11 protein-coding genes are annotated in these 13,091 nt (G+C 60.8%); 7 read left to right on the forward strand and 4 right to left on the reverse strand.

Features of this window, described 5'->3' with window-relative positions; translation table 11 throughout:
* Positions 1–49: 49 nt before the first annotated feature.
* The gene (locus OZ428_RS00390) at positions 50–340 is read right to left on the reverse strand and encodes a DUF2782 domain-containing protein (protein ID WP_038851128.1); all 291 of its coding nucleotides are present in this window, start codon (positions 338–340) and stop codon (positions 50–52) included.
* 74 nt (positions 341–414) lie between these two features.
* Here OZ428_RS00390 and polA point away from each other — a divergent pair, with 74 nt between their 5' ends.
* A complete protein-coding gene (polA, locus tag OZ428_RS00395) occupies positions 415–3,192 on the forward strand; it encodes a DNA polymerase I (protein WP_269132419.1) in 2,778 nt (925 codons plus the stop codon).
* Positions 3,193–3,461: 269 nt separating this feature from the next.
* Here polA and yihA read toward each other — a convergent pair whose 3' ends face one another.
* Complete coding sequence (gene yihA, locus OZ428_RS00400; RefSeq protein ID WP_269132420.1) at positions 3,462–4,103, reverse strand: ribosome biogenesis GTP-binding protein YihA/YsxC; 642 nt, start codon at positions 4,101–4,103, stop codon at positions 3,462–3,464.
* A gap of 192 nt (positions 4,104–4,295) precedes the next feature.
* Here yihA and OZ428_RS00405 point away from each other — a divergent pair, with 192 nt between their 5' ends.
* From OZ428_RS00405 to OZ428_RS00430, 6 genes are all read left to right on the forward strand, one after another.
* Positions 4,296–4,598 carry a c-type cytochrome gene (locus tag OZ428_RS00405; RefSeq protein WP_269132421.1) on the forward strand — a complete coding sequence of 101 codons (303 nt, stop codon included), beginning with the start codon at positions 4,296–4,298 and terminating at the stop codon, positions 4,596–4,598.
* A gap of 34 nt (positions 4,599–4,632) precedes the next feature.
* Positions 4,633–5,244 carry a c-type cytochrome gene (locus tag OZ428_RS00410; protein WP_016978792.1) on the forward strand — a complete coding sequence of 204 codons (612 nt, stop codon included), beginning with the start codon at positions 4,633–4,635 and terminating at the stop codon, positions 5,242–5,244.
* A 168-nt stretch (positions 5,245–5,412) separates the two neighbouring features.
* Positions 5,413–6,048 carry a thiol:disulfide interchange protein DsbA gene (gene dsbA / locus OZ428_RS00415; protein ID WP_269132422.1) on the forward strand — a complete coding sequence of 212 codons (636 nt, stop codon included), beginning with the start codon at positions 5,413–5,415 and terminating at the stop codon, positions 6,046–6,048.
* A gap of 10 nt (positions 6,049–6,058) precedes the next feature.
* Positions 6,059–6,937 (forward strand): endonuclease/exonuclease/phosphatase family protein, encoded by an 879-nt coding sequence (locus OZ428_RS00420; RefSeq protein ID WP_033899255.1) that lies wholly within the window; start codon positions 6,059–6,061, stop codon positions 6,935–6,937.
* Positions 6,934–8,982, forward strand: coding sequence for a diguanylate cyclase (locus OZ428_RS00425; protein ID WP_269132423.1), 2,049 nt, complete (start codon positions 6,934–6,936; stop codon positions 8,980–8,982). Before OZ428_RS00420 ends, OZ428_RS00425 begins: the two co-directional genes overlap by 4 nt.
* Before the next feature lie 88 nt (positions 8,983–9,070).
* On the forward strand, positions 9,071–9,847 hold the full coding sequence (locus OZ428_RS00430; RefSeq protein WP_269132424.1) for an N-acetylmuramoyl-L-alanine amidase: 777 nt from the start codon (positions 9,071–9,073) through the stop codon (positions 9,845–9,847).
* Here OZ428_RS00430 and OZ428_RS00435 read toward each other — a convergent pair.
* Entirely contained in the window at positions 9,844–11,631 is a 1,788-nt protein-coding gene (locus tag OZ428_RS00435; protein WP_269132425.1) for a KinB sensor domain-containing domain, read from the reverse strand. The two genes, OZ428_RS00430 and OZ428_RS00435, sit on opposite strands and share 4 nt — an antisense overlap.
* A 10-nt stretch (positions 11,632–11,641) precedes the next feature.
* The gene (gene algB, locus OZ428_RS00440) at positions 11,642–12,988 is read right to left on the reverse strand and encodes a sigma-54-dependent response regulator transcription factor AlgB (protein ID WP_177112231.1); all 1,347 of its coding nucleotides are present in this window, start codon (positions 12,986–12,988) and stop codon (positions 11,642–11,644) included.
* Positions 12,989–13,091 lie beyond the last annotated feature (103 nt).

Raw genomic sequence — 13,091 nt, forward strand, 5'->3', positions numbered from 1 at the left:
ACTGCCAGTACGGGCGCCGCAGTGCGCGGCGCCAATTTAAGTTAAGAAATCATTTCCATTCGAAAATCTTCCATGACGGGATCAGCATATCCGGCTGGTCAGAGCGGATGAAGTTCGCGTCGGTTCCGTCGGCGCGCACCAGGAAGTACGGAGGCGCGCCCTTTGGCGTTACCTTGATCGCATACAGGAAGCCGTTTTGGCGGTACTCCTGGATGGTCTTGTCGCCTTCCGTGCGAATGGTCACTTCCGGATCGCCCCCAGGGGCGCTGTCTGCCGCCATGGCAGCCATCGGAGCGAGTGCAATCAAGCCGGTGAACAGCAGGCGATTGAATGTACGCATGATAACCTTGTCCCTTTGTCGTCATTGGTCCGGCTATTCTAGCGCCTGACCCGCCGAAAAGGTTGATTCTGCTCATGAGCCAAGCACCCCTCGTCCTGGTGGACGGATCTTCTTATCTGTACCGCGCCTTCCACGCATTGCCACCGCTGACCACCTCCAAAGGCCTGCCCACCGGTGCGGTCAAGGGCGTGTTGAACATGCTCAAAAGCCTGCGCAAGCAGTATCCGGGCAGCCCGTTCGCGGTGGTGTTCGACGCCAAGGGTGGGACCTTTCGCGATGACATGTACGCCGAATACAAGGCCAACCGCCCGAGCATGCCCGATGACATGCGCCTGCAGATCGAGCCCCTGCACCAGAGCGTGATCGCCCTGGGTTTCCCGTTGCTCTGCGTCGAAGGCGTCGAGGCCGATGACGTCATCGGCACCCTGGCGCGCAGCAGCGCGGCAGCCAACCGCCCGGTGGTGATCTCGACCGGTGACAAGGACATGGCGCAGCTGGTCGACGGGCACATTACCTTGGTCAACACCATGACCGGTAGTTCGATGGATATCGACGGCGTAAAGGAGAAATTCGGCGTCGCACCGGAGCAGATTATCGACTACCTGGCGCTGATGGGCGATTCGTCCGACAACATTCCAGGCGTTCCGGGCATTGGTCCCAAGACTGCTTCCGGCTTGCTCGTCGGCGTGAACGGCGGCATCAAAGAGCTCTATGAGCAGCTGGATATCGTGCCGACCCTACCTATCCGTGGCGCCAAAACCCTGCCGGCCAAGTTGGAAGAGCATCGCGAGAGTGCATTTCTTTCCTACCAGTTGGCGACGATCAAGTGCGATGTGCCATTGGATGTCGGCCTGGATGACCTGCACCTGATCGAGCCGGATCGCGAGAAGCTGCTGGAGTTGTACACCCTGCTGGAGTTCAAGAGCTGGTTTGATGAAATACAGCGTGACGCCAAGCGTGTGGAGCTCAAGGCGGCGCCTGCTGTTGAGGAAGTCGTTGAGGCAGTGGCGCCAGCAGAGGCGAGCTACACCACGATTCTCGACCAGGCGACCTTCGACATCTGGTTGAAGAAGCTCAATGACGCGAAGTTGATCGCCTTCGACACCGAAACCACCGGTATTGACGCCCAACAGGCGCAGTTGGTCGGCGTTTCCTTCGCCGTCCAGCCCCATGAAGCGGCCTACATCCCGCTGACCCACTCCTACATCGGCGCGCCGGAGCAGTTGGATCGCGACACCGTGCTGCTGGCCCTCAAGCCGCTGCTGGAAGACCCGAGCAAGCTCAAGGTCGGCCAGCACGCCAAGTTCGACATGAACATCCTGGCCAACTGTGCCATCGGTGGCGATCCGGCAAATGGCATTACCGTGCGCGGCATCGCCTTCGACACCATGCTTGAATCTTACGTGCTCAATTCCACGGCCACCCGCCACGACATGGACAGCCTGGCCAAGAAGTACTTGGATTACGATACCGTCGCTTTCCAGGACATCGCCGGCAAAGGCGCCAAGCAGCTGACGTTCGACCAGATCGCGCTGGAGCAGGCTGGCCCGTATGCGGCGGAAGACGCCGATATCACCTTGCGCCTGCACCAGGCGCTGTTTGCGCAACTGTCCGCCATCCCGAGCCTGGCGAGCGTGCTCACGGAGATCGAAATCCCGTTGGTGCCGGTCTTGGCGCGTATCGAACGCCAGGGCGCGCTGGTCGACAAGGATCTGCTGGGCATCCAGAGCATCGAGCTGGGCAACAAGATGGTCGAACTGGAGCGCCAGGCGTTCGAGATCGCCGGCGAGGAGTTCAACCTGGGCTCGCCCAAGCAGCTCGGCGCGATCCTTTACGAGAAACTCGGCCTGCCGGTACTGAAGAAAACCGGCAAGGGCCAGGCCTCCACAGCCGAAGAAGTGCTGGCCAAGCTGGCTGAAGATGACTACCCACTGCCCAAGGTGCTGATGCAGTACCGCAGCATGAGCAAGCTGAAAAGCACCTACACCGATCGCCTGCCGGAGCAGATCAACCCGCGCACCGGGCGCATCCACACGTCCTATCACCAGGCGGTGGCGGCCACCGGGCGCTTGTCGTCCAGTGATCCGAACCTGCAGAACATCCCGGTGCGTACCGCTGAAGGGCGGCGCATTCGCCAGGCGTTCGTCGCGCCCAAGGGCTACAAAATGTTGGCGGCGGACTACTCGCAGATCGAGCTGCGGATCATGGCGCACCTGTCCAAGGACGAAGGGCTGATGAACGCCTTCCGCGACAACCTGGATGTGCACACCGCTACGGCGGCAGAAGTGTTCAAGGTCGAGCTGGGCGAGGTCACCTCGGATCAGCGTCGCAGCGCCAAGGCGATCAACTTCGGCCTGATCTACGGCATGGGCGCGCAGAAGCTGGGCAAGGACATTGGCGTCGATACCAAGACGGCCAAGGCGTATATCGATGTGTATTTCGCCCGTTATCCCGGCGTGCGCGAATACATGGAGCGCACCCGTGCCCAGGCGGCTGATCAAGGTTATGTCGAGACGTTCTTCGGTCGTCGCCTGTACTTGCCGGACATCAACTCCAACAAGCCCCAGGAGCGCGCAGCGGCAGAACGTACCGCGATCAACGCGCCGATGCAGGGTACGGCGGCGGATATCATCAAGAAGGCCATGGTGCGGGTGGACAACTGGCTGACTGAGTCAGGCCTGGATGCCAAGGTGATCCTGCAGGTGCACGATGAACTGGTGCTGGAGGTGCGTGAGGACCTGGTGGCGCAAGTCAGCGAGAAGATTCGCGAACACATGAGCGCTGCCGCACAGCTGGATGTACCGTTGCTGGTGGAAGTGGGCGTGGGCAACAACTGGGACGAAGCGCACTGAGTCCGGGACTCTGCCATCACCTTGCGTGGTGGCAGAGTGCTTTAGTGCGGAAATCGCCGTTGGTTATTTCAAATAGTTTTTCGAACCTGCCGGAACTTAACCCGTGAACTGCTACTCAGAGTTACTGAATGGGTGGTGAAGCCCTTCAATGCTCCTATGTTGTGTTAAGTGTTGGCAGATATCTGGACCCCGCCCTAGCGGTCCGGAACTTGAACCCCGAACTTCCCCTCCCCATACGAAGTCCGGGGTTTTTTTTGCCTGCAGAAAAGTTACTCGGCCAGTTCCGCGCCCTTGTCGGCCAATTCCATCCAGCCTGCCAGCACAGTGTAGGCCTCTTCCAGGCCCATGCGTTTTGGTGCCGAGAACAGCTGGATGGTGATCGCGTCACCCCAACCTCTACGGATTTCGGACTGCACTTTGAGCAGGGTGTTCTTGGCCGCGCCGTAGGTCAGCTTGTCGGCCTTGGTCAGCAGGATGTGCATCGGCATGCCGCTGGCGACCGCCCAGTCGAGCATCAACAGGTCGAAGTCAGTCATCGGATGGCGGATATCCATCATCAGAATCAAACCCTTCAAACTCTCGCGGCCACCCAGGTAAGCCTCCAGGTGACGCTGCCAGTGCAGCTTCAACGGGATAGGGACTTTTGCGTATCCGTAGCCCGGCAGGTCGACCAGACGCCGATCATCGTCTAGCTTGAAGAAATTGAGGAGTTGCGTGCGGCCCGGGGTTTTCGAAGTGCGTGCCAGGCTGGCGTGGGTCAGGGTGTTCAGCGCGCTAGACTTGCCAGCGTTGGAGCGACCGGCAAAGGCGACTTCAAAGCCCTCGTCATCGGGGCATTGGTCAACTTTGGCGGCGCTGAGCATGAACGTGGACTGTTGGCACAGGCCGAGGATGGGATTCTTGAGTTGCATGAGATTTCCGATGTGGGCGGTGCCGAAAAAGGGTGCGGCAAGCGGTGTCGTTTCCGTTTCAGTAGCGCCAGTATATAATGCCGCAGATTTTGTGTGTGCTTTGTCCCAGCGAAGGATGAGGTTCACGGGAGCGATAGACCTTTATTGCGCATTAGAACGCAAAACGCTCTCAAACCCTGAAATGGTCGACGTATGACCAAGTGGTTGCTCGCTATCGGTGTCCTGGTCCCGCTTTACGGCGCTCAGGCTACACAGGATCCGGAAGCGGTGTACAACCGAGTTTGCGTGGCTTGCCATGCCGGCCAGTTGCCCCACGCCCCCAGACGGGGTGACCAGGCAGCCTGGGCGCCAAGACTGGCGCAGGGCATGGACACGCTGGTGCAACACGTGACCCAGGGTTTCAAGGCAATGCCGCCGCGTGGTTTGTGCATGGACTGCAGTACTGAGGATTACCAGGCCGTCATTCAGTTGATGGTGAGTAAACCCGGTAGATAACTCTTAAACCCCTTAGCCGTAGTTGGATTAGCTGATGAACAAACTGATCGTGAGTCTGCTGTTGACCTTGGGCATCACCGGTGTTGCCCATGCTGCAGGCGACGCTACAGCGGGCCAGGCGAAAGCCGCCGTGTGTGGTGCTTGCCATGGACCGGATGGTAACAGCCCGGCGCCGAACTTCCCCAAACTGGCCGGCCAGGGCGAGCGTTACCTGACCAAGCAGATGCAGGATATCAAGTCCGGCAAGCGCACGGTCCTGGAAATGACCGGCTTGTTGACCAACCTCAGCGATCAGGACCTGGCAGACATCGCGGCGTATTTTGCCAGCCAGAAGGGCAGTGTGGGAGCTGCCGATCCGAAACTGGTGGCCCGTGGCGAGAAACTGTTCCGCGGCGGCGACCTGGAAAAAGGCCTGCCGGCCTGCACCGGTTGCCACTCGCCCAATGGCGCGGGCATCGCCGCCGCAGGCTTCCCGCACCTGAGCGGCCAGCACGCTACCTATATCGCCAAGCAGTTGACCGATTTCCGCAAGGAAGAGGCCGGGCGAGCAAACGATGGCGACGCGGCAATCATGCGTACCATCGCCCGTAAGCTGAGTGATGAAGACATTGCGGCGGTGTCCAGCTACATCCAGGGCCTGCACTGAGGTGCACGCAACGTTAACACTCGATTAATCCCGCGATGCAAGCATAAAAAGGGTGGCCCAGGCCGCCCTTTTTTGTGGCCGGTGCCGTTACACTAACGAACTCATGCCCGCGTAGACCTGTCACAGCAAAGGTCGCGTGAGGCGACTTTATTTGTCCAGGAGTAAAGCATGCGTAATCTGATCCTCAGCGCCGCTCTCGTCACTGCCAGCCTCTTCGGCATGACCGCACAAGCTGCCGACGTGCCGCTTGAAGCCGGTAAAACCTACGTTGAATTGGCCAACCCGGTTCCGGTTTCGGAGCCAGGCAAGATCGAAGTGGTAGAGCTGTTCTGGTACGGCTGCCCGCATTGCTACGCCTTTGAGCCGACCATCAACCCATGGGTTGAGAAACTGCCCAAGGACGTCAACTTCAAACGCATCCCTGCCATGTTCGGCGGCCCATGGGATGCCCACGGCCAGTTGTTCCTGACCCTGGAAGCCATGGGTGTGGAGCACAAGGTCCACAACGCGGTATTCGACGCGATCCAGAAGCAAGGCAAGCGCCTGACCAAGCCAGACGAAATGGCTGACTTTGTGGCCACCCAAGGTGTCGACAAGGAAAAGTTCCTGGCCACCTTCAACTCCTTCGCCATCCAGGGCCAGATCAAACAGGCCAAAGAACTGGCGCAGAAGTACGGCGTGCAAGGCGTTCCGACCATGATCGTCAACGGCAAATACCGTTTCGACCTGGGCACCTCCGGTGGTCCTGAGCAGACCCTCAATGTTGCCGACCAGCTGATCGCCAAAGAGCGCGCAGCCAAGTAAGGGGCCCGTCATGCGCCGCTGGGGTACCGAACGTGGGGTTGGCCTGCATGACCCGCAGGTCAACGAACATCACCTGGAATCCACGGGCCTGCCGGCAGACAGCCGCCTGCGCCTGCTGAGCTTCAATATCCAGGTGGGTATCAGTACCGAGAAGTACCGGCATTACCTCACCCGTGGCTGGCAGCACCTGCTGCCCCACAACGGGCGGGCCGGCAACCTGCAGAAGATCGGCAACCTGTTGAACGACTTCGACCTGGTTGCCCTGCAGGAAGCCGACGGCGGCAGCATGCGCTCCGGTTACATCAACCAGGTGGAACACCTGGCCCAGCTCGGTGCCTTCCCTTACTGGTACCAGCAACTCAATCGCAACCTCGGGCGCCTGGCGCAGCACAGCAATGGCGTGCTCAGCCGCTTGAAGCCCTCCGCCATCGAAGACCACCCGCTGCCAGGCCCCAAGGGCCGGGGCGCGATCCTTGTGCGGTTTGGCGAAGGCCCGGAAGCCTTGGTGGTGGTGATGATGCACCTGGCCCTGGGTGCCCGCACCCGCACGATGCAGCTGGCCTACATCCGAGAGCTGATCGGCAATTACAAACATCAGGTGCTGATGGGGGACATGAACACCCATGCCAGCGACCTGCTGCAAAATTCTCCGTTGCGCGACCTCGGGCTACTGGCGCCGCAAGCCGAAGCCACGTTCCCCAGCTGGCGTCCGCAACGCTGTCTTGACCATATCCTGCTCAGTCCGACCCTCACACTCGAAAGTGTGCAGGTGCTGGCGCAGCCCATCTCCGATCACCTGCCGGTCGCGGTAGAGATTCGTCTGCCGGGTTCGCTCACGGCTGATGCATTGCCCGCGTTGAGTTCCGGCCCTCGCGGACCCCTTGCATGAGCGACGACGCCCAGCGCTGGAAAGAAAAATACCTTAAAAGCATCGAGCAACAAGAAAAGCTCGAGCGCCGCTGGGCCGCCCGTCTCGACCTGCTGCGCCGTGGGCTGGTGCGCAGCACCCTGGCCGCTGAAGGAACTGACCGCGCCGTCGACCAATGCATGAAGGAAATGCGCGACGTTGTCCGCACCGATGATATGGACGCCGCCCTCGCCGCCTTGCTGCCGCGCCTGGAAAAGGCGGTGCTGGATTCGGAGCAGCGCCGTGAAACCCGAGTCGATCAGATCAGCACCGCGCTGACGTCCCTGGTCACGCAACTGCAAAAGCTGCCGCTACCGCGTGAGGTGGCCCGCCCGCTGAAGACGTTCGCCAAGCAGCTAGACGGCCGAGTCAGCCAGGCGCGCGAGATTCCCTTGCTGCTCAGCGAATTGAGTGGCCTGCAAGGCCAGGCGCTGAACAACCTGGAGCCGGACGGCGAAACCCCGCGTCCGGGGCCAGGGCTTTTGCAGCGCCTGTTTGGTGCCAAGGACGTCGCGAACGAGGCGGTGGAGAACGAGGCGCCGCCCCGCCCGGCTCCGCAGCCTGCGCCGGCTAAGCCGGTCGCTACCGAGCCACAGCCGCCCGAGCAATCCGAGGAGCTGACGCAAGCGTTGCGCGCCTTTGCGCCGCAGCCTCAAGAAACGCTTGCCCCTGTCAGTGAGCCCGTAGCGCCCGCCAAGGTGGCCGAGCCCTCCAGCGAAACCTTCGTCTACGAAGCCCCGCCTCAAGCCGCACTCCTTGAAACGCCCTTGGCGCGTGTCGAGCCCGAGCCTCAAGTCGAAGAGCCTGCGCCGGAAAGCGCCCTCGCCGCCTTCATCGAAACGCCTGAGGTTCAGGTCGAAGCGCCGGAAGAGACCGTCATCGGCAGCCTTTCACTTCCTCCGGTGCTGGAGGTAGAGGAGTCTGATCCCGACGAACTTCAAGCGGATGGCACCTATGCCTTGCCCGACTCCCCGGAGCCGTCCTACAGCTCTGTGGCCAAGCACATCGAAGACACCCTGCTCGGCCTCTTGGAAGAACTCTCGCTGCCCGAGCGCCACCGGCCCCAGGCCGAAGCCATGCGCGAGCGCCTGGCCCATGGGCTGAACTGGTACGAACTGCTGCCGATCCTCGACGACCTGGCTGTATTGATGCTGGCGATCACCGACAGTGGCCAGCATGAGTTCGAGGCATATCTCAAGCAGCTCAACGAGCGGCTTGAAGCCTTCCAGGGGCACTTGCAGGTCGCCAGCGACGGCCATGCCGATAGCCGTTCCGCCGCCCGCGAGCTGGACACGCAGATCCGCGAACAGGTCGATGGCCTGCAAAGCAGCGTGCAGGAAGCTGCCGACCTGGACAGCCTCAAGCACGTGCTGGAAAGCCACCTTGAAGGCCTGCTTGGCACCATGGACGAGCACCAGCAGCAGCGTGATCTGCGCGAGCAGGAAACGGCAGCGCGTCTGAAAGGCTTGGCCGAGCGTGTCGCCAATATGGAACAGGAAGCCCAGGGCTACCGGGAGCACCTGGAGGTGCAGCGCCAGAAGGCCTTGATCGATCCGCTCACGGGGCTGCCCAACCGCGCAGCCTGGAGTGAACGCCTGGATCAGGAGGTCAACACCTGGCACCAGCGTGGCAACAACCTGTCGCTGGCGATGTTGGACCTGGATCATTTCAAGCGCATCAACGATGGCTACGGCCACCTGGCGGGCGACAAGGTACTGAAGATCATCGCCAACGTGCTGCGCAAGCGTCTGCGCTCGACCGACTTTATCGCGCGCTTTGGTGGCGAAGAGTTTGTGTTGTTGATGCCGAATTCATCCCTGGCGGATGCGCTGGCGGCGGGCGAAGTGTTGCGCGCAGCGATTGAAGCGTGTCCGTTTCACTTCAAGGGCGAGCCGGTGACCATCACCGTTTCAATGGGTGTGGCGCAGTTCCAGCCGGGAGAGCGCAGTGACTTGGCGCTTAAACGTGCCGATGAAGCGCTGTACCGGGCCAAGGCGGCGGGACGGAACCAGGTGCAGGCCGCCTAAAAGATGTTCCATTTTGTAATTTGACGGTTGGGTCACAAAGGGTACGTTACACTGTTGCATTATCGTCTTCAGTGTAATGTCTTCCGCCATGAAATCCTTGTACTTCGCCTTTGTGTTTCTTCTGCTCGCAGGTTGCGCCAGCGGCCCGCGCCTGGACACCAGCCACCCGTCGGTGAATCACGACAACCGCGTGCAGTTTGTGATCGTCCACTACACCTCCACCAACCTAGAACGCTCCCTGGCATTGCTTACCCACGGCCAGGTCAGCAGCCATTACCTGATCGGCGACGACGCCTCCGGCACTATCTACAAGCTGGTGGATGAGAGCCAGCGCGCCTGGCATGCCGGCGAAAGCGAGTGGATGGGCCGTACCTGGCTCAACTCCAGCTCAATCGGCATCGAGATCGTGAATCCCGGCTACAAGGACACGCCGACCGGTCGCATGTGGTACCCGTACTCCGAAGCGCAGGTTAAATCCCTGGTGGTGTTGCTCAAGGACATCAGCAAGCGCAATGGCATCGACCCCAAGAACATCATTGGCCACAGTGACATCGCACCGCTGCGCAAGCTGGACCCGGGCCCACTGTTCCCTTGGAAACGCCTGGCCGATGAAGGGTTGGGCGTGTGGCCGAATGCCCAGGCTGTTGCGCGGTTCCAGATGCAATACGCGGCGGAACTGCCAAGCATTACCTGGTTCCAGGAAGAACTGGCCCGCCTGGGCTACCAGACGCCCCAGACCGGCGAGTTGGATGTCGCCACGCGGCATGTCATTGCGGCATTCCAGATGCATTTCCGGCCGTCGCTGTTTGACGGCACACCGGATGCGGAAAGTGCCGCAATCCTGCGCGCGTTGAACCGAACTTAAAGCGGCAACGCCATGTAGAACTGAGTGCCCTGCCCCGGCCGCGAATACACGCCCATGCGGCCGCCGTGCAGTTGCACGATCTCCTTGCACAGCGCCAGCCCCAGGCCGGCGCCACCTTTCTTGCGGCCCACCTGGACAAAGGGTTCGAAGATCCGTCCCTGCTGGCCATAGGCGATGCCTTCGCCGTTATCTTCCACACTCACAATCACTCGTTCGCCATGACGACGCGCCTGCAGGCGAATTTGCCCGCCAGCCGCCGTGTGGCGCAGGGCATTGCCCAGCAGGTTGTCCAGAACCCGTTCAAGCTGTGCCTGGTCCGCATACAACCGAGGCAGGTCGGATTGCGTTTCTACCAGCAGCTCGATGTTCTGCGCTTTGGCCGGCTCGACGAAGCGTGCACGGGCATGTTCCAGCAGGTCAGTTACATCGCACGGGCCCAAGGTGAGTTTCTGCAGGCCGTTCTGGTAGCGAGAGAAGTTGAGCAGGTCGTTGATCAACTGCATCAAGCGCTGCATTTCTTCATTGACCGTATCCAGCAGGTCCGCTTCGCGGGACTCTGCCGGGAACTTCGCACGCTCGCGAAACAGCCCGAAGGCCATGTGCATGCCGGTCACCGGTGTACGCAGCTCATGGGAGGCGCGTAACACGAATTCGCTGCGCACCCGCTCGAAGGCGCGTTGCTCGGTGACGTCGTGCAGCACCATCACTGCGCCGAGGATATGCCCCTGGGTATGGCTGACCGGGGTCAGGCTGTAGGTCAGCAGGCGTAATTCACCCTCGACCTCCACTTCCAGATCGTCCGGCGCCCGCTCCAGGTTACCGCCGCGCAGGACCAGTTGCAGTTGCTCGTCCAGCTCGGGGCGTACAAGTGCTTCGCCAAGGCCTTGTCCAAGGCGTTCCTCGTCCCAGCCCAATTGACGCTGGGCGACGGGGTTGAGGTGTTCCAGGCGGCCTTGGCGGTCAATCATCAGCAGGCCATCGTCGATGCTATCGAGTACAGCTTGCAGACGTTGTTGGCCGGCCAGCAACTCATCGACATTGGTTGCCTGATGCTGGCGCAACGCTTCGGCCATGATGCCGAAGCGGCGTGTCAGCTGGTTCATTTCTGCTGCGGACGAAATCGGCAGTGTCACTTCGAAATCGCCCTGGCCGATCTTGTCGGCGGCTTTGGCCAGCGCTTCGATGGGTCCGCCAAACCTTCGGGCGATACCATGCGCCGTGACAAACCCGATGATCAGCACGGCGAGCCCCACCAACCCCAGCAACCCGGCGATCAATAGCGCACGTTCGCGGGATTTGTGTTCGCTGTTGCTGATGTTCTCCAATGCCTGCTTGTGTTCGTTGATCAGGCCGTTGCGCAACGTATTGAAGGTTTCGGTGAGCTTTTCCTTGGCGCCTGGAGGTGGCGTCGGTTGCTGGGATTCGTCAAAGGCGTCCAGCAGATCCTGATACTGGCCTCGGGCCTCACTGAAGCCACTCCCGCGATTGTCCCGCTGTTCATGGGCGATGCCCTGGTCGAGCAGGTCGAAGTAGCGTTGCTTGGACGCTTGCAGCGCCTCGGGGTCGGGGCGCTCCTCCAGCATCATGATCAATTGATCGCCCAGGCTCTGGCGCAGCTTGAGCCCAAGGTCCAGCGTAATGAAGTTGCTGCGAATCAGCGATTCCTGGGTCTTGGCCATTTGCATGACGCTGACCAGGCCCAGGATCAAACCCAACAGGGCGACGGTGATCAACGCTGAGATACTCAGAAACAACCGAGTACGCAGCTTCATCGCTAGCTTCATAAGGTACAGCTCACAGGTTGTACTGTTTGCGTTTGCGGTACAGGGTCGACGCGTCGATGCCCAAGGTGCGGGCGGCCTGGTCCAAGGTGTCGCTGGTGGCGAGCACGGCGCCGATATGGGCTTTTTCCAACTGATCCAGGCTCAGTGCCGCGCCAATGCGTGGGGCGTTGTTGCCAGGCTGTTCGGCCATCCCCAGGTGGATGATCTCCACCTTTTCTTGCGGGCAGATGATGCTGGCACGCTCCACGACGTTGCGCAGTTCGCGGATATTGCCCGGCCAGCGGTAGTTGAGCAGTGCTTCGCGCGCCTCATCGCTGAAGCCGCGCGCCGGTCGGGCGTATTCCTTGACGAAGCGCGCCAGGAAGCGGTCGGCCAGGGTCAGAATGTCTTCACTGCGCTCGCGAAGCGGCGGCAGGTGCAAGGTGATCACATTGAGGCGGTACAGCAAGTCCTCGCGGAAGCGGCCGTCGCGGACCATGTCTTCCAGGTTCAGGTTGGTGGCGGCCAGGATGCGTACGTCGGCACGTCGAGTGACCGGATCGCCGACGCGCTCGTATTCCTTGTCTTGAATGAAACGGAGCAACTTGGGTTGCAATGTGAGGGGAAAGTCGCCGATTTCGTCGAGAAACAGCGTACCGCCGTCTGCCTGGTTGACGCGGCCCAACGTGCTTTCACTGGCACCGGTAAACGCACCGCGGCTATGACCAAACAACTCGCTTTCCATCAGTTCTGCCGTCAGCGATGGGCAGTTGATGGTGACGCAGGACTTCTTCGAACGCTTGCTCCAGCCGTGAATAGCGCGGGCGAGTTCGCCTTTACCGGTGCCGGATTCACCCAGGATGAGAATGTTGGCGTCTGTGCCGGCCACCTGGCGCGCGGTTTCCAGCACCACCATCATTGCCGGGCTGTGGGAATCGAGGCCGTCTTTGGGTTGGCGCACTTCGCCTTCAAGGGCTTCGAGGCGCGCGGAGAGTTGGCGCACTTCCAACTGCTTGGCGGTGGCGAGGCGCAGTTGATCAGGGCTGCAAGGCTTGACCAGGTAATCGGCAGCGCCGGCCTGGATCGCATCAACGGCGGTATCCACTGCCGAATGAGCTGTGACGATCACTACACGCATCCAAGGCGCTTGGATGCGCATCTGGGCCAGCACATCCAGGCCATTGTCTTCGCCCAGGCGCAGGTCGAGGAAGCACAGGTCGAACACCTGGCGCTGCATCAAAGCATCGGCCTGAGCAGCACTGTTCGCGGTGGCTACGGTATAGCCCTCATCTTCCAGGCAATAACGGAAGGTGCGGAGGATCGCGGATTCGTCATCCACTAAAAGAATGCGGCCTTGAAGTTCCTTGGCTGATTCCATCTGTCCCGCGCTCCTTAAACTATGAATGATGGTGTTTAGTCCCGGAATAATCGGGCAAGTTGCATGGTTTATTCTGATCGATAAAAGGCAGCGTCGTGCAGCT

The sequence above is a fragment of the Pseudomonas sp. GXZC genome, from assembly GCF_026967615.1.
GTDB lineage: Bacteria > Pseudomonadota > Gammaproteobacteria > Pseudomonadales > Pseudomonadaceae > Aquipseudomonas > Aquipseudomonas azotoformans_A.

Coding starts and splice junctions, on each gene's coding strand:
- OZ428_RS00435 (WP_269132425.1), bottom strand. CDS start 11,631: ATGAAGCTAGCGATGAAGCTGCGTACTCGGTTGTTTCTGAGTATCTCA.
- algB (WP_177112231.1), bottom strand. CDS start 12,988: ATGGAATCAGCCAAGGAACTTCAAGGCCGCATTCTTTTAGTGGATGAC.
- OZ428_RS00425 (WP_269132423.1), top strand. CDS start 6,934: ATGAGCGACGACGCCCAGCGCTGGAAAGAAAAATACCTTAAAAGCATC.
- OZ428_RS00405 (WP_269132421.1), top strand. CDS start 4,296: ATGACCAAGTGGTTGCTCGCTATCGGTGTCCTGGTCCCGCTTTACGGC.
- OZ428_RS00410 (WP_016978792.1), top strand. CDS start 4,633: ATGAACAAACTGATCGTGAGTCTGCTGTTGACCTTGGGCATCACCGGT.
- yihA (WP_269132420.1), bottom strand. CDS start 4,103: ATGCAACTCAAGAATCCCATCCTCGGCCTGTGCCAACAGTCCACGTTC.
- dsbA (WP_269132422.1), top strand. CDS start 5,413: ATGCGTAATCTGATCCTCAGCGCCGCTCTCGTCACTGCCAGCCTCTTC.
- polA (WP_269132419.1), top strand. CDS start 415: ATGAGCCAAGCACCCCTCGTCCTGGTGGACGGATCTTCTTATCTGTAC.
- OZ428_RS00390 (WP_038851128.1), bottom strand. CDS start 340: ATGCGTACATTCAATCGCCTGCTGTTCACCGGCTTGATTGCACTCGCT.
- OZ428_RS00430 (WP_269132424.1), top strand. CDS start 9,071: ATGAAATCCTTGTACTTCGCCTTTGTGTTTCTTCTGCTCGCAGGTTGC.
- OZ428_RS00420 (WP_033899255.1), top strand. CDS start 6,059: ATGCGCCGCTGGGGTACCGAACGTGGGGTTGGCCTGCATGACCCGCAG.